At 69.7% G+C, this 15,522-nt stretch carries 17 protein-coding genes; 10 read left to right on the top strand and 7 right to left on the bottom strand.

What is annotated here, in order from left to right; translation table 11 throughout:
* Positions 1–31 precede the first annotated feature (31 nt).
* A complete protein-coding gene (locus VHS75_RS04965; RefSeq protein ID WP_329637499.1) occupies positions 32–508 on the bottom strand; it encodes a glutathione peroxidase in 477 nt (158 codons plus the stop codon).
* A gap of 44 nt (positions 509–552) precedes the next feature.
* On the bottom strand, positions 553–1,470 hold the full coding sequence (locus VHS75_RS04960; protein ID WP_329637498.1) for a Gfo/Idh/MocA family oxidoreductase: 918 nt from the start codon (positions 1,468–1,470) through the stop codon (positions 553–555).
* Positions 1,471–1,601: 131 nt separating this feature from the next.
* Between VHS75_RS04960 and VHS75_RS04955 the strand changes: the two genes are divergently transcribed.
* Positions 1,602–2,603, top strand: coding sequence for an NADP-dependent oxidoreductase (locus VHS75_RS04955; RefSeq protein ID WP_329637497.1), 1,002 nt, complete (start codon positions 1,602–1,604; stop codon positions 2,601–2,603).
* Positions 2,604–2,667: 64 nt separating this feature from the next.
* Complete coding sequence (locus VHS75_RS04950) at positions 2,668–3,567, top strand: cobalamin biosynthesis protein CbiG (RefSeq protein ID WP_329637496.1); 900 nt, start codon at positions 2,668–2,670, stop codon at positions 3,565–3,567.
* Between the two features lie 3 nt (positions 3,568–3,570).
* On the opposite strand, the gene VHS75_RS04945 is transcribed toward VHS75_RS04950, so the two are convergent.
* Positions 3,571–4,914 (bottom strand): MATE family efflux transporter, encoded by a 1,344-nt coding sequence (locus tag VHS75_RS04945; RefSeq protein WP_329637495.1) that lies wholly within the window; start codon positions 4,912–4,914, stop codon positions 3,571–3,573.
* A 296-nt stretch (positions 4,915–5,210) separates the two neighbouring features.
* Positions 5,211–7,094, bottom strand: a complete 1,884-nt coding sequence (locus VHS75_RS04940) for an ATP-binding protein (RefSeq protein WP_329637494.1) — start codon at positions 7,092–7,094, stop codon at positions 5,211–5,213.
* 330 nt (positions 7,095–7,424) lie between these two features.
* On the opposite strand from VHS75_RS04940, the gene VHS75_RS04935 reads away from it, so the two are divergent.
* From VHS75_RS04935 to VHS75_RS04920, 4 genes are read left to right on the top strand one after another with little or no spacing between them, the layout of a single operon-like run.
* Positions 7,425–7,820 carry a response regulator transcription factor gene (locus tag VHS75_RS04935; RefSeq protein ID WP_329637493.1) on the top strand — a complete coding sequence of 132 codons (396 nt, stop codon included), beginning with the start codon at positions 7,425–7,427 and terminating at the stop codon, positions 7,818–7,820.
* Complete coding sequence (locus VHS75_RS04930) at positions 7,817–8,020, top strand: hypothetical protein (RefSeq protein ID WP_329637492.1); 204 nt, start codon at positions 7,817–7,819, stop codon at positions 8,018–8,020. The genes VHS75_RS04935 and VHS75_RS04930 overlap by 4 nt, the downstream gene beginning before the upstream one ends.
* A 3-nt stretch (positions 8,021–8,023) precedes the next feature.
* Positions 8,024–9,292 (top strand): hypothetical protein, encoded by a 1,269-nt coding sequence (locus VHS75_RS04925; RefSeq protein WP_329637491.1) that lies wholly within the window; start codon positions 8,024–8,026, stop codon positions 9,290–9,292.
* Positions 9,289–10,890: a PAS domain-containing hybrid sensor histidine kinase/response regulator gene (locus tag VHS75_RS04920; RefSeq protein ID WP_329637490.1), complete on the top strand. Its 1,602-nt coding sequence runs from the start codon at positions 9,289–9,291 to the stop codon at positions 10,888–10,890. Before VHS75_RS04925 ends, VHS75_RS04920 begins: the two co-directional genes overlap by 4 nt.
* Positions 10,891–10,905: 15 nt before the next feature.
* On the opposite strand, the gene VHS75_RS04915 is transcribed toward VHS75_RS04920, so the two are convergent.
* Complete coding sequence (locus tag VHS75_RS04915; RefSeq protein WP_329637489.1) at positions 10,906–11,628, bottom strand: hypothetical protein; 723 nt, start codon at positions 11,626–11,628, stop codon at positions 10,906–10,908.
* 95 nt (positions 11,629–11,723) lie between these two features.
* On the opposite strand from VHS75_RS04915, the gene VHS75_RS04910 reads away from it, so the two are divergent.
* Together VHS75_RS04910 and VHS75_RS04905 are read left to right on the top strand one after the other, a co-directional pair.
* On the top strand, positions 11,724–12,047 hold the full coding sequence (locus VHS75_RS04910) for a type II toxin-antitoxin system RelE/ParE family toxin (protein WP_329637488.1): 324 nt from the start codon (positions 11,724–11,726) through the stop codon (positions 12,045–12,047).
* On the top strand, positions 12,044–12,373 hold the full coding sequence (locus tag VHS75_RS04905) for an addiction module antidote protein (RefSeq protein ID WP_329637487.1): 330 nt from the start codon (positions 12,044–12,046) through the stop codon (positions 12,371–12,373). Before VHS75_RS04910 ends, VHS75_RS04905 begins: the two co-directional genes overlap by 4 nt.
* Positions 12,374–12,446: 73 nt before the next feature.
* Here the strand turns inward: VHS75_RS04905 and VHS75_RS04900 are convergent, their stop codons facing one another.
* A complete protein-coding gene (locus VHS75_RS04900; protein WP_329637486.1) occupies positions 12,447–13,196 on the bottom strand; it encodes a hypothetical protein in 750 nt (249 codons plus the stop codon).
* 156 nt (positions 13,197–13,352) lie between these two features.
* On the opposite strand from VHS75_RS04900, the gene VHS75_RS04895 reads away from it, so the two are divergent.
* Both VHS75_RS04895 and VHS75_RS04890 read left to right on the top strand, forming a co-directional pair.
* The gene (locus VHS75_RS04895) at positions 13,353–13,973 is read left to right on the top strand and encodes a histidine phosphatase family protein (protein WP_329637485.1); all 621 of its coding nucleotides are present in this window, start codon (positions 13,353–13,355) and stop codon (positions 13,971–13,973) included.
* A gap of 189 nt (positions 13,974–14,162) precedes the next feature.
* Positions 14,163–14,885 carry a hypothetical protein gene (locus VHS75_RS04890; RefSeq protein ID WP_329637484.1) on the top strand — a complete coding sequence of 241 codons (723 nt, stop codon included), beginning with the start codon at positions 14,163–14,165 and terminating at the stop codon, positions 14,883–14,885.
* A 20-nt stretch (positions 14,886–14,905) separates the two neighbouring features.
* Here VHS75_RS04890 and VHS75_RS04885 read toward each other — a convergent pair whose 3' ends face one another.
* Positions 14,906–15,511, bottom strand: a complete 606-nt coding sequence (locus tag VHS75_RS04885; protein WP_329637483.1) for a GDSL-type esterase/lipase family protein — start codon at positions 15,509–15,511, stop codon at positions 14,906–14,908.
* Positions 15,512–15,522: the final 11 nt, after the last annotated feature.

The following is a 15,522-nucleotide window of genomic DNA, read 5'->3' as shown; positions in this document are numbered from 1 at the left end:
GGCGCCAATGAGCCGCGCGCGCCGGTCCGGCCTAAAGCGCCTTCTCGATCGCCGCGATGACTTCCGGCGCTTCCGGTTCCGTGCGCGGCCCGAAGGCCTGGATCGCCTCGCCGTGCTTGCCGATCAGAATCTTATGGAAGTTCCACACCGGCGCCGCCGGCTCGCCCAGCTCGGCTTCCGCCCACTTGTAGAACGGATGCGCGCCCTCGCCCTTCACGTCGGCCTTGGCGGTCAGCGGGAAGTCGATGTTGAAGCGGGTCTCGCAGAAGGCCTTGATCTCGGCCTCGGTCCCCGGCTCCTGGCCGGCGAACTGGTTACAGGGCACGCCCAGCACCACCAGCCCCTTATCCTTGTAGTCGGAGTAGAGCTTCTCCAGCCCGTCGTACTGTGGGGTCAGGCCGCAGGCCGAGGCGGTGTTCACCACCAGCACCACCTTGTCCTTGAAGGTCGTCAGCGGCAGCGGCGCGCCGTCGATGGTCTTGAACTCATAGTCGTAGGCGCTGCTCATCGGGTGTCTCCCAGGCTTCTGATGAAACGCTATCGCCTAAGAGGCTACTCCGCCAACGCCTGCTCGATCGCCAGTGCGAGATCGAGCGCCCGGATCGCCTCCTCGGCGTTGACGATCGGCCGGGGCGCCTCGCCGCGCACCGCCATCAGGAAGCCCTCGACACTGGCGCCCAGCGGATCGCGGCCCGCCGGCGTGTCGGCGTAATTGGCGTTGAGCGCGAAGGGCGTCGTGTTGCGTAGCGTGCGGGCCACGAAGTCGATCTCCACCTCGCCGGAGGGATAGACGATCTTCATGGCGCGGTTGCGCGCCGCCGCCTGGCGCGAGACGTCGAACAGGGCGGTGAAGCCATCCTCGAAGCTGACCTCAGCGCGGGCGATGTCCCAGACGCCGTCGTCGCTCAGGCGCCCCTCGCCTTCCGCGGTCACCGGATCGGCGGCGGAGATGGCCAGCGCCAGATCGATGTCATGGATCATCAGGTCGAGGATCGCCGAGACGTCGCGGCTGCGGTCCGACGGCGGGCCGTGACGCAGGGCCTCCAGCCGCAGAGGCTGCTCCGGGATGTCCAGCAGGCCCATGGCCCGCGACTGCACCCGCTCCTGGTGGCCGCAGGCGACGATCAGCCCTTTGGCGGCGGCCACGGCGCGGACCCTCTCGCCGTCGGCGACGCTCGTGGCGATCGGCTTCTCGACATAGACGGATTTGCCGGCCGCCAGCGCCGCGAGCGCATGCTCGGCGTGGAAGGTGGCGGGCGAGGCCACGGTGACTACATCCACGGCGTCCAGGAACTCGGCCAGGTCGGCGAAGCCGCGCCCGCCGAGCGGCATGGCGACGCGCGCCGCCCGATCCGGATGCACGTCATAGACGCCCGACAGCACGACCCCCGGCAGCCGGGCGTACTGATTGGCGTGATAGCCGCCGAACACGCCTGCGCCGATCACGCCGCCCCTTAACGATTCAGGCATTGGGGGACTCAGCCATGGAAAGCTCCGAATTGGGCCCGCCGCCTATCAGGTCATGGCTCTCGACGCCACCCGGCGAGGCGAGCTAAACAGTTGTTTGAACGGGCCGGCAGGGTCCGAGGGAGCTGAACGCCATGACCAAAGTCCGCGAGATCCGCCTGAAGAGCCGCCCGTCCGGCCTGCCGACCTATGACAACTTCGAACTGGCGACCGTCGAACTGGCCGCGCCCGCCGCCGGCGAGATCCAGGTGCAGAACCTCTGGATGACGGTCGACCCCTACATGCGCGGTCGCATGAACGACGTGAAGAGCTACGCCCCGCCCTTCCAGCTTGGCAAGGCGATGGATGGCGGCGCCATCGGCCAGGTCGTGGCCTCCAACGACCCGGCCTTCAAGGCGGGCGACCTGGTGCAGTCCGGCTTCGGTTGGCGCGAGGGCTTCAATGCGCCGGCGAGCGCCGTGCAGAAGCTCAATCCGGGGAAGCTTCCCGTCCAGGCCTTCCTGGGCGCAGCGGGCATGCCGGGCCTGACCGCCTATGCCGGCCTGCTGAAGATCGCGGCCCTGAAGGACGGCGACGTGGTCTTCGTCTCCGGCGCGGCGGGCGCGGTCGGCGCCATGGTCTGCCAGATCGCCAAGGCCAAGGGCCACACGGTGATCGGCTCGGCCGGCGGCGCCGACAAGGTGGCGTACCTGAAGTCCATCGGGGTCGACCACGTCATCGACTACAAGGCCGAGAAGGACCTGAACACGGCCCTGGCGGCCGCCGCGCCCGGCGGCATCGACGTCTATTTCGACAACGTCGGCGGCGCGCATCTGGAGGCAGCGCTGAACAACGCCAAGCTGTTCGCCCGCTTCGCCATCTGCGGGATGATCTCGATTTACAACGCCACCAAGCCGGAGCCGGGCCCCTCGAACCTCGCCCAGCTGATCGGCCGCAACATCCGCATGGAAGGCTTCATCGTCTCGCACCATTTCGGGCTGATGCCGCAGTACATCGCCGACCTCTCCCAATGGGTCGCTGAGGGCAAGGTCAGCTGGAAGGAGACGATCTTTGAGGGGATCGAAAAGGCGCCGGACGCCTTCATCGGCCTCTTCAAGGGCGACAACCTCGGCAAGATGCTGGTGAAGCTGGCCTGACGCCATTGGCCCGTCGCAGGTGAAGGGCTAGAACCGCTCGTCCACCGAGTCCGGAGCCTGCCCTGTGCCGCGCCTTTTCAGCGCCTATGTGATTGTTGACTGGAGCGCGGCGTCGAAGCCGACGACCGGGGCGGATTCCGTGTGGATCGGCGTCTTGAAGCACGATGTGCGCTTCCGCCTATCGTTCGAGAGCTTCAACGAGGCGACTCGCGCCGAGGCTGAGAAGCGCCTGAACCTGATCCTGGCCGATCTGAAGAAGCGGTCGGAGCGCGTGCTCGTGGGCTTCGACTTCCCGCTGGGCTTCCCCCGCGGGTTTGCGGCCACCCTGAAGCTGAGGGGCGAGCCCTGGCGCGGGGCGTGGGATGAGCTCGGCAAGCGCGTCGTCGACAAGCCCACCAACGTCAACAACCGCTTCAATGTGGCGGCGCAGATCAATCGCCTGCTGACCGGCGAAGCCTTCCCCTTCTGGGGGGCGCCGCCGAAGGACGTGCAGACGACGCTGACCGCCACGAAGCTCCGGCCGCACGGGCCGGACGACCTGCCGGAGTTCCGCCACGCCGAGCTCGTGGCCAAGGGCGCGGCCTCGATCTGGAAGACCTATTACAACGGCTCGGTCGGCGGTCAGGCGATCATGGGAATTCCGCTGGTCCGGCGGCTGAAGGACGCCCGCGGCGACGCCGCCAGGGTCTGGCCCTTCGAGACCGGCTTCAAGGCCATGACCGAGGCCGATCTGGCCGGCGTCGATGTGGTGTTCGCCGAGGTCTATCCCTCGATGGTCACGCCGCAGGGCGCGGCGGGCGAGGTCAAGGACCTGATGCAGGTCCGCACCCTGGCCGAACACTTCGCGCGCCTCGACGCCACCAACAAGCTGGGCGAGATCTTCGGCCCGCCCAAGGGGACCGCCGCCGACACTGTGCTCGACGCGGAGCGCGAAGAGGGCTGGATCCTGGGCGCCGGCGTTTAGGGCTCAGCCCCGCCGGCTCAGCATCCAGAAGCGGCCGAGCAGCAGCCCGCCGGAGACGAAGCTCGCGATCACCACCGACCAGACCAGGCCCATGATCCCCATGTGCCGGGGGATCGCCAGCCACCAGGCGAGCGGCATCATGATCACGATGTAGCTGGTCAGGTGCGTGCCGGTGGGCAGCCAGACGTCGCCGCGGGCCCGGAGCGCCTGGGCCACGACCACCTGCAGTGAATCCGGCAGATACATCAGGCACGACAGGATCAGAGCCGGGACCGCCATGGCCAGGGTCACCGGGTTCTCCGTATAGGCGCTGGAGATCAGGGCGGCGTTGGGCCAGATCACCAGGCCCACCAGGGCGCCGAACAGCCCCGTCACTCCGAACGCCACCAGGCCCGCCCGAATCACGCCCCGCGGCTCGCGCGCGCCATAGGCTCGTCCGACCCGCACCGCCGCGCCGGTCGACAGACCCAGCGGCACCATGAAGACGATGGCGGCCACGTTCAGCACGATGGCCCAGGCCGCCACCGCCAGCCCGCCGATCCAGCCAGCGATGATGTTCATGCTGGCGAAGGCCGCCACCTCGAAGAAGTTCGACGCGCCGGCCCCGAAGCCGATCCGGCGTTGCTCGGCCTCGGCGGCGCGGTCCTTCTCCGGCTTGTCGAACACGCCTAGCGCACGCGCCTCGGGCATCAGAGCGATGTAGCCCAGCATGAAGACCGCCAGGAAGGTCCGCGCGCCCGTGGTGGCGCAGGCCCCGCCGATGGCGCCCAGCGCCGGCAGGCCGAAGTGGCCCGGCACCAGGATCAGGTCCAGCGCCAGGTTGATCCCATTGGCGAGCCACATGGCCCAGGCGCCGGGCCCGGGCCGCGACAGGCCCTCCATCCAGAAGCTGGCGCTGACGCTCAGCGCATAGCCCGGCAGCGACAGGCAGAAGACCATCAGCACCCGGCTGGCCCCGTCGGCGAGGCTCTTCTCCAGGCCGATCGCGTGCAGGAAGACCGGCCCCACCAGCGCGAGGACGACCATCGAGATCAGCCCAATCCACAGGCTGTAGCCGAGCCCCCGGCGCAGCACCGCCCCGGTGTCATGCCGCCGCCCCTCGCCGATCGCGCGCGCGGTCATCACCTGCACGCCGGAGAGCAGGCCGATGGCCATGGTCACCACCACGCTGGACGGAGCCCAGCCGAGCGCATGGTAGCCGAGCTGGGTCGCCGAATAGCGGCCCACAACGATGGCGTCCGACAGCCCCATGGCCATGATGCCCAGGCGCGAGATCACCACCGGCCCCGAGAGCTTCAGGAGCTCGGCCAGTTCGGTGCGGACGGGAAGGACGCGCCCTCCCGTCACGGAGGACGCGAGAACCCTTCCCGATCGTGTCTCACGATCAGGCAAGAAGGGTTCTCCAGTGAAAGTGACGACCCTGTTCGCCCCATATGACTTTTGCAAAGTCACACGGGACAGGGTCGTGGGCCGCGGGACGGTCCATGGGCGGAACACCTAGTTTTCAAAGAGGCGCGGAGACTGGCGCCGGCGTCAAAAATAGCAAGCCGAGGTTGTTGGGGCGCCGCGTCGCGGCGGCGCGCGTGACGCGGAAGGCACATTCGCATCACCGCGTTCGGCGATGATCGGCAAGGCGCCGTCGGTCAGCGCGCGGCGTGGGCGAGCCGGCGGCCGGGCCCCAGGATCTCGGACGGCGGGACCTCATCGGCAGCCGTGGCGAGCAGGGCCTGGATGGTGTTCAGCAGCACCGCAAGGTTGATCGGCTTGGCGACCAGGGCGTCCATTCCTGCCCCCAGGTATTCTGATCGGTGGTGGTCCATGGCGTTGGCGGTCAGGGCGATGATCGGGGTCCGCGCCGCGCCGGCTTCGCGCTCGGCCTGCCGGATCGCCTGGGTCGCCGCGACGCCGTCCATCACCGGCATCTGGATGTCCATCAGCACGACGTCCCAGGCGCCGGACCTCCACGCCGCAACCGCCTCTTCGCCGTTCGAGACCACGACCGGGAAGATATCGGCGGCCTCAAGCAGGGTCCGCAGAACGACCTGGTTCATCGGATTGTCCTCCGCCGCGAGCACCCGCAGGCCGTCGACGGCGGCGATCGGGGCTTGCGCCTCGGCGACCGGGGCCGGTCTCGCGACGGCCCGCGCCGGCAGGGTCACGGTGAACCGGCTGCCCACGCCCTCTGTGCTGGCGAGTTCGATCTTCCCGCCCATCAGGGCGACGAGGTCGCGGCAGATGGTGAGGCCAAGGCCCGATCCGCCGTACCGGCGGGTGGTGGAGGCGTCGGCCTGCACGAAGGGCTCGAAGACCTGGTCGAGCCGGGAGGCCGGGATGCCCATCCCGCTATCCTCGACGGCGAGGACCAGGGCCGCGCCATCGTAGGCGATGGCGACCGAGATGGTCCCGCGATCGGTGAACTTCACGGCGTTGGAGATCAGGTTGTGCAGCACCTGGCGAACCCGAGTGGGGTCCCCGGACCAGCTGCCCACCGCTTCGGGCGCCACGGTCACGGAGAGGACCACGTCCTTGTCCTGCAGGAGCGGCGTGAAGGCCTCGATGCCGGCAGCCAGCGCCTCGGTATCGATGACGCCGTCTTCCAGTTCGATCTTGCCGGCGTCGGCCTTGGAGAGGTCGAGGAGGTCGTTGAGCAGGCTCAGGAGCGCCTCGCCGGCCGTGCTGATCATCCGCAGGTGGCCCCTCTGGGGGTCCGAAAGCTCGCCCCGGTGCATGGCCTGGGCCATGCCGAGCACGCTGTTCAGCGGCGTGCGGATCTCATGACTCATGGTGGCGAGGAATTCGCTCTTCACGCGGTTCGCGGCCTCCGCGCGGCCCAGCGCCTCCAAAAGCCTCGCCTCGGCGATCTCCGAGCGGTGCAGCGCGGCCCGCATCTCGGCCATGGCCCGCAGGCGCTGCGTCTGTGACTCGTTCCATTCCGCCACGACCCGGCTGGTGCCCGAGCCAATCAGCCAAAGTGCGAAGGCCAGGACCAGGGTCTCGCAGAGCACGCCGGCGCCTTGGCCCACGCCCAGCGTCGCGACGACGCAAAGCGGCAGGGCGGCCACGGGCACCGCAACCATAGTCAGGAACACACGCCGCGAATGGCGGGCGGTGGACACAGCCAGGGCCGTGAGGCCGACCGCCTGGACAGCCACATAGGCCAGGCCGGCGACGCTGTGGTTGAGGACGGTGAACCCTGCCGGGACGGCATACCACAGGAAGCCCTTGGCGAAGACCAGCCAGCATAGCCACGTCATTCCACGATCGGACTGGACCCGGGCGGCGCCCGCCGCCAGGCGCGGATAGACCTGCTGAAGCACCCAGTCCAAGGCGCAGAGGGCCAACGTCCAGCCCAGGCCCAGTAGCGGCCCGCCGACCAGGGCGAAAGCCACGCCGATGGCCATGTTGAACACGGCCTGGCGGCGCCAGGAGTAGGTGAGCGCGGCCAGGGTCAGCTGGTAGGGCGTGACCTCGCCATCGACGTTCGCGTCGGCCGCCCTTTCCTTGGGACGCGTTGATTTCGCTCGCATCGCGCCAATGCCCTTCGAACCCGAAAACGCGGAGCCTGGACTGTTGGCGGGCGCGCCTTAAGTCGCTGCGAACAAGGGCCATGGTGCGTCAGCGTGACGCGGCGGGCGCCCGGTGCGCGCCGCGTCACGCTATCGATGCCCAGAAGGACTACCGGAAGCTGTACAATCTCACGTCGGTGTGATCTGAACTTCCGGGTAACACGTTATGTGACACGCCTAATGCCACAGATTTATCTTCACTATTTCTCCATTGCGGCAAAATTTTTACGGATTTCTTACGCACCTAGTGATTGAACCCTCATAAACCAAGACCAAGGTGACGGGGGCGACGTGGCACAGAAGCGGGTTCTGCTGATCGACGACGACATCGAACTGCTGCGGCAGATGTCGGCGGCCTTCTTCCTGGCCGGATACCAGGTTCGCTCGGCGCCCGACGGCCAGGTGGGCCTGGCGCGCTTCACTGCGGAGACGCCCGACCTGGTGGTCACCGACATCATCATGCCGACGCGCGAAGGCGTGGAGACCATCGTGGCGCTCCGCAGGGCCTCGCGGGACCTGAAGATAATCGCCGTCTCCGGCGGATACCGGGTCGGGCCGCACGAGTTCCTGACCCTGGCCCGCCACGTGGGGGCCGACGCGACGCTGGCCAAGCCCTTCCGCCTGGCGCAGCTGGTGGCTCTGGCCGACGGCATCCTGCGGGACCCCATCGCGGCGAGCGCCGCGTGAACGCCACCGAGGCGTCGGACCCGATGGTCCTGCGCCACGCGCTCAACAATCTCTTCGGCAAGATCCTCGGCGCCGCCGAGCTCGCCCAGGACGCAACGCTGGAGCCGGCGGTGCGCGCCGAGCTCGACACCATTATCCACCTGGCGGAGGAGGGCGGCGAGATGATCGCGGACCTGGGCTCCGCGCCGGCGCCGGCCTGAGCCATGGAGCGCCTGATCTCGGCCTCGCTCCGCGAGATGCTCAATCAGGTCGGGCCCGCGATCGCCAGCGGGACGGTCAACATCATCAGCGTGGAGGCCATCCGCGAACGCTCCGAGGACCGCTGGCCCCGCAAGCGCGAGCAGGTGGTCACCTTCGTGGAGCGGGCGTTCAGCCGCCTCTCGCAGCCGGGCGACGTCATCGTCCCGCTGAACGATTGGGAATTCCTCACCATCCAGCCCGGCGCGTCGCGCACGGCGGCGCTCGGGTTCAGCGCCAACCTGTTGCGGGAGACCCTCGAATTCTTCCTGGGGGCGGCGTCGCACCAGGACCTGCGGCTGTTCCAGGTGAACGCCTACATCAACGGCGAACTCGGGGTCCGCGCCGTGGCGCCGGGACAGCTGATCAGCCCCGACCAGCTGGACATCGCCGCCCCCGAGGGGGCGGCGGCCGCGGCGCAATCCCTGTCGCCGCCCTGCGACGCCCTGACGCTTTCGCGGTCGCGCACCTTGCGGCTGGTCGTCGAGGGGGGACTGGCCGTCGAGGTCGCCGTCGTCGCCGAGCCGGTCTGGAACGTTCCCGCCCGCGCGGTCGCCTCCTATCTGCTGCGGCCCACGGTCAGCCTGGAAACCACCGAACCCGACGGCGTGGCGGCCCTGCCGGCGGAGCTCTCCTCCAGCATCGCCGGCGACATCGCCCTGCAGATGATCGCCGCCGCCGTGGACCTGCTGGAGCAGCTTGAGGTGAAGGTGGCGCTGCACCTCACCCTGCCGGTCCGGGCCTTGACCTACAGCCTCACGCGCTACCGCGTGCTGCACGCCCTGCGCGACCTGTCGCCCGAGATGCGCAAGCTGCTGATCCTGGAGATCGTCGAACTTTCCGATGGCCTGCCGCAAAGCCGCATGGCCGAGATCGTCGCCTCGATCGCGCCCTTCGCCCGCGCCGTCCTGGCCCGCGCGCCCAGCGCGGCGGCCGACCTGGCGGCGTGGCGCGGCTGTGGCTTGAACGGCGCGACCCTGGACTGCTCGGATCTCGACCCGGCCGACCGCCAGGCCCAGGCCAAGCTCGCCACCTTCGTGCGTAACGCCGCCCAGATGTCGAAGGCCTGCGTGGCCTATGGCCTCGCCTCCCGCGCGCTGGTGCTCGCCGCCTGGTCGGCCGGGTTTACTCACGTGAACGGCCCGGGCCTGGTCGCCGACGCCCTGCGCGCCAGGGGCGCGGTGCGCCTGCAACCGATCGACCTCTTCGCCGCGGACCTGGCAGACAGGAGATGAGCGAGCCGGCGCCGAACGCTCCCCGCACCGCCCCGCCGGAAGAGGCGCCGCGGCTGTTCGACGAGCCAGCGCCCGAGGCGCTGGCCCGCAGCGAACAGGCCTACCGCAGCCTGGTGAAGGAGACCTCCTCCCTCGTCTGGCGCTGGACGCCCGAAGGGACGCACGTCGAGGGTCCGGGGTGGGCGTTTCCGCCGCACTACGACGGGGACGCCTGGCTGGAATGGATCCACCCCGACGACCGGGCGCGCGCCCAGCAGGAATGGAGCCAGGCGCTGGCCGCCGTAACACCCTGGCGGGCCGAGTTCCGGGCGCGCACCGAGGGGGGCGAACATCGCTGGTGCGTGGCTCGCGGCGTCCCGCTTCGCGACTCCGCCGGGCTGGTGACCGAGTGGGTGGGCAATCTCACCGACGTCCACGACGAGCGCCTGGCGCATGAGGCGCTGCAGCGGAAGGACAAGCTGGAGGCGGTGGGCCGCCTGACGGCGGGTGTCGCGCACGATTTCAACAACCTGCTGACCGTGATCACCGCCGGCGCCGAGGCGATCATGGACGGGCTGCCGGGCGGACACCCGCTGCGCAGCGAGGCCGAGCTCACGCTGCACGCCGCCGAGCGCGGCGCCGAGCTGGTCAACCGGCTGCTCACCGTCGCGCGCCAGCAGCCGTTGCGCCCCCGCGCCTTGGACGCCGGACAGATGCTCGACGCCCTGGCGCGGCTGGTGCGGCGCACCCTGGGCGAGGACCTGGAACTTTGCGTGACCCACGCCCGCGGGCCGCTCTTCTGCCTCGCCGACCCGGCGCAGCTGGAGTCGGCCATGCTGAACCTCTGCATCAACGCCCGCGACGCCATGCCCGGCGGCGGCACGGTCAACCTGGAGAGCGGCCTGGTCTCCTTCACCGAGGACGCCGCGCCGCATTTCGGCCTGAGGCCCGGCCCCTATGTGATGCTTTCCGTGCGCGACACCGGCGCCGGCATGTCGCCGGAGACCATTCGCCGCGCCGTCGAGCCCTTCTTCACCACCAAGGCGGTCGGGCGCGGCAGCGGACTTGGCCTCAGCATGGTCTACGGCTTCGTGCGGCAATCGGGGGGCCACTTCACGATCTCGTCCATCGAGGGCGCCGGCACCACGGTGCGGCTCTACCTTCCGGAGGCCGAGCCGCCCGAGGCGGCGACGACGCCGGACGCGGCCGAGCCGGCGGCTGGCGCCGCGTCCAGCCATATCCTGCTGGTGGAGGACGACCGCCTGGTGCGCGACCAGGTGGCCCGGCAACTGAATGCGCTCGGCCACCGCGTCACCGCGGCGGCCGACGGCCGCGCCGCGCTCGACGCGCTCGCCGGCGAGGAGACGTTCGCACTGCTGATGACCGACGTGGTGATGCCGGGCGGCCTGAACGGCCGCCAGCTCGCCGACCAGGCGCGCCTGCTCCGCCCCGCCCTGCCGGTGTTGTTCACCTCCGGCTATAACGACGACGCGATCCTGCGCGAAGGACGGATCGGCGCCCAAGCCGCGTTCCTGGCCAAGCCCTATCGCCGCGCCCAGCTCGCGGCCGCCCTGCAGGCCATCCTCGAGGGGACGCCCTCCCCGCCGTCGGGGCGATGAGCGCAATCCCGCGGCTCAGCCCGAGAGCCAGCTCGGCGCGCCGGCCGACGCGAGGCGGACGGGCGATAGGGCGTCGTAGGCCGTTTCGGGGGCCAGCTCGGGGGCCGGCTGGCCGTCCGATGGCGGCCGCGCCCGGGCGGCGGCTTCCTCCATCGCCCAGGCCTCGTCTTCCCAGAGGCTGAGGTCCGCGCGGACGCCCAGGTTCTTGCAGATCAGCGCGACCAGTTCGCCGATCGGACGGCCCATGAAGTCGTCGTCGGCCTCGCGGTCACCGAGCCGCTCGTCGAGGCATTCGAGCAGTTGCTCGGCCGACTCTATGTCGTCGGTGTCGGCCTCGATGGCGCTGGCGACCGCGCGGCGCACCAGGCGCGAGCGCCGGTCGATCGGCGCGCGGGCTTCGCGGGCGCGGCGATAGTCGCGGTCGCCCTGCTCCTGCTTGGCGCGGACCTGGAATTCCTCTTCCAGCCGCGCCTCCAGCGCCAGCGTCTGGCGCACCGCCCGCGCGATCCGCGAGAACACCAGCCCGACATCGCCGGGCGCCGCCTCCGGCTCCTCAGCCTGCCGCTCGACGCCCCGCGCCAGCCGCATGCCGATCTCGGCAAGCTCGCGGAGCATAGCGAGGCGCTGTGCGGAGCGATTGGCCTCCCCGCCCAGGCATGCCTCGGGCGCATCCTGCGAAGGATCGTTGGGCGCGGCGGTGATGGAGGGCGTCTCGCTCATCGAACAAAACAAGAACATTGGATATTTGAAATGTCAAATATTCAGCGTGCAAAGCGGCGGACGAGAGGAACGCCGCCCGGAATCCTTGCGCCGATGTAGCTTATAAGGTACAAATGATGGAGCTCTTGCGGTATCAACGGGAAGACGGCGCCGAACCGTTCACCCAATGGCTCGCCGGCTTGCGCGACAAGGCCGCCGAGGCCCGCATCCGTATCCGCCTGCGGCGGGTTGAGGCGGGAAACCTCGGGGATTGCGAACCCGTCGGTGAGGGCGTGACCGAACTGAGGGTGCATGTCGGCGCGGGATACCGCGTCTATTTCGGACGTCATGGAGCATCGTTGGTCATCCTGCTCTGCGGCGGCGACAAGACAAGCCAGGCGGCGGACATCAGGCGGGCGAAGGCCTATTGGGCGGAATGGAAGCGAGAGCAGCGATGACAAAGCTACGCGGTGTTGTGTCTCACCACGACCGGGAGGTCGCCGAGCTTCGGGCCGACCGCGGGCTGGCGGTCGAATATCTGAAGGCCGCGATGGCGGCGCTCGACAATCCCGAGGACCGGGGCGCCTGCCTGCTGGCGCTGCGGACCGTCGCCGAGGCCTATGGCGGACTGGCCCTGGTCGCCAGCGAGGCGGGTATCAGCCGTGAGTCCCTCTATCGCGCACTTTCGCCGAAGGGCAACCCGACGCTCAAGACGCTGCTGGCGGTCCTGAAGACAGTCGGGATGCGGCTATCGGTCGAGCCGGAGGGTCAAGCGGCGGCTTGAGGCTACGGCGCGGGACGCGGACGCCACCAATGGCGCCAAGGCCAATCCCATCAGGGGTGGTCATTCACGGGGCTCAGTGAACACCGAACGGTCCCTGCCAGGGAAACCCCAAAGTTCGTGAATACGCCGCGCGATGTTCCGCCGTCACGTCGTGCATGCACTGAAGGTTCCCGTCGATGGCCGCCTTCGTCGCTGTCGAGTTTCCTTTCGCGCCGGCCAGCGCGGAACGCATGGCTTCGCCGCACGCCCCAAATCCCGCGGTGGCAGCGGCGTCAGCGGCAAGTTCCTGAGCGTTCTTCTTCTCAAGTTCAGATTGGAGCGTCGCGAAGGGCGTTCCGCAGATGCGCTCGCCGAACTGGAGGAAGATCGCAGTCCCTTCGCGATTGTCGTCCAGGTCGGTGATCACACCGACCGGATGTCCGTCCTTAAGTCCAACGACGAAGCGCGCGCCGCCGTCATACACGCCGCGCCCGTTCTTCGCGTAGACGACGCCGCAAACGTTCCGCGCGCCATGTCCATCCGACGCATAGATGGGGCCAGTTTGCATGTGCCGGTATCGGGCCGAAATCGGGTCCTTCAGCCGGTCCTCGATGTAGCTCTCGGCGGTCGCGACGGCTGCCGTCGGGCGGCTCGGCTGGGCGGCTTTGCCCGCTCCCGCGGCGGCCAGTGCGATCAGCATCAGCGCGCAAATCATCGCTCCGGGTTGGCCGCGCATCGTGTCGCTCCGTGTGCCGTGCACCGGCAAGGTACGGGATTGGGGTGAATCCTCGGTTGCGCGTCGCGTTTGTGACGGCCGGTCTTCCTGCGGATTGGCGAGAACCATCTGCGGCTTCTAGCCGGAATTTAAAGACGCAGACGACCTGCGCTCGGGCCGTGTCCCGGCGACCGCCCGAAGTCGTACGTATCCCTAATTTCCGGTCGGCGCGCGACAAGCGGGCGGGGCTCGGGCTACCAACGGGGCAGCGATGGGAGCCTGATCATGACGCGCATCCTGATGGTTCGGCACGGGCATGTGGAGGGGATCGAGCCGCCGCGGTTCCGCGGGCGGCGCGAGCTGCCGCTGACCGAGCTCGGCCAGCGGCAGGCGGCGGCGACGGCGGCGCGCATCGCGGCGAGCGCAAAGGTGGCGGCCGTGTGGACCAGCCCCGTGCAGCGGTGCGTGGCGACCGGGCGGGCGATCGCCGAGGCGACCGGCGCGCCGGCGCGCGTGGTCGAGGCGCTCAACGACCTCGACTACGGCGACTGGACCTGGCTGACCTACGAGGCGGCGCGGGCCGCCGATCCGGACCTCTACGACCGCTGGTATTCCGCGCCGGCCAGCGTGCGCTTCCCGGGCGGGGAGTCGCTGCAGGATCTGGTGCTGCGCGCCGGCGACGCGCTGCGGTTGGCGGTGGCCGAGGGCGTGGGCGACGGCCGCGTGCTGGTGCTGGTCACCCACGACAGCGTCGGCCGCGCCGTCCTGATGCAGGCGCTCGACCAGCCGCTCTCGGCCTACCGGCGCCTGGTGATGTCGCCCTGCGGCATCACGGAGATCAACGCCGCCGGCGCCCACACCCAGGTGCTGGGCGTCAATGCGACCGAGCACCTGGCGGGGGTGTAGCGCCTCCCGGCGCCCGCAGCGCCTCGGCCGCCCGCTTCACAGGCCAGCCCTCATCGGGTCGGTTTGCGGTTCGCCGGCGGGCGCTCGAAATTATTTTCATCGCCGCTGTCGGCTTGGCGTACCCCTGTTCGTCCTGGGACCAATGGACCGGAAATCTCCGGGCGGGCGAACCTGGGTCGGGAGGACGCGATGACGGCGAACTGGAAACGGGCGATGGAGCGGCTTGGCCTGGCGCTGGGCGCCGCAGCCGTGGGGACGGCGGGTCTCGCGGCGGCGGCGGCGTACCCGACCATGGGGCCGCTCGCCCCGTATCTGATGGACCGCGACGCCGAGGTCGCGCTGGCCCGCAGCGCGGCCCCGCCGGCGATCTCGAACGACGCCACGATCATGGTGCTGGGGCGCGGCGGCTACGAAACCGCGGCCAGGGGCAAGAACGGCTTCGTCTGCCTGGTGGAGCGCGGATGGATGTCGCCGTTCGACTCGACGGACTTCTGGAACCCGAAGCTGCGGGGCCCGGTCTGCTACAATCCGCCGGCCGCGCGGTCGCTGATGCCGCGCACCGCCAAGCGCACGGCGCTGGCGCTCGCCGGCCAGTCCAAGGAGGGCATGCTGGCGGCGCTGAAGACCGCGGTCGCCAAGAAGGAACTGGCGGCGCCGGAGACTGGCGCGATGTCCTACATGATGTCGCGCCAGCAGTATCTGGGGGATGCGGGCGGGCACTGGATGCCGCATCTGATGTTCCATGTCCCGACGGCGGACGCGGCGAACTGGGGGGCGAACCTGCCGGGCTCGCCGGTCATACTGGACACCGACCACGCTCGGGGGCCCGAACCGGAGACCATCTTCATGGTGGGCGCGGGCAAATGGTCGGACGGCACGCCCTACGTGCACGACGAGGCGCACAGCCACTGAGGCCGCGGCCGGCGAGACGCCTACCGGCCCTTCCACGCCCGTAGCGCCTCGGCGACCACCTCAGCCAGGCCCCGGGCGATGACCTTCGCACCGGCGGGGTTCGGGTGCACGCCGTCCGGCTGGCGCAGGTCGGGGCCGACGCCGGCGAAGAGGTCCGGGTAGAGAGCCACGTGGTTGGCCTCGGCGATCTGGCGGTAGAGCTCGCCGCGCTCGCCCGCGCCCATGCCGGCCAGGATGACGGTGACGCCGCGATCCTTCAGCTGTTTGACGATGACGTCCAGGCTGTCGCGGGTCAGGGTCTCGGGGTAGCCCAGACGGCGGTCGTTGCCGCCGAACTCGACGATGCAGAGGGTGGTGTCCTTGCGCACCGATCCGTTGAGGCGGGCCAGGCCATGGGGCGAGGTGTCGCCCGGCACGCCGGCGTTACGCACCGCGGCGTCGATCCCGAGGGCGGCGAGCGCGGCCTGGAGCTGGCTCGCGAGCCCGTCGGGTGGGGCCAGACCGTAGCCGGCGGCGATGGAGTCTCCGAAGAGGGTAACGACGGTGGGGGCTTGGCCTCGCGCTGCCGGAGCGGCGATGGTGGCCAGGAGGGTCAGGAGCAGGGTTCGCCGCGTATAGCCGATCATGGGTCCCACTC

This window comes from Phenylobacterium sp., assembly GCF_036264965.1.
Taxonomy (GTDB): domain Bacteria; phylum Pseudomonadota; class Alphaproteobacteria; order Caulobacterales; family Caulobacteraceae; genus Phenylobacterium.
This window is presented reverse-complemented; position numbering and strand designations above follow the sequence as displayed.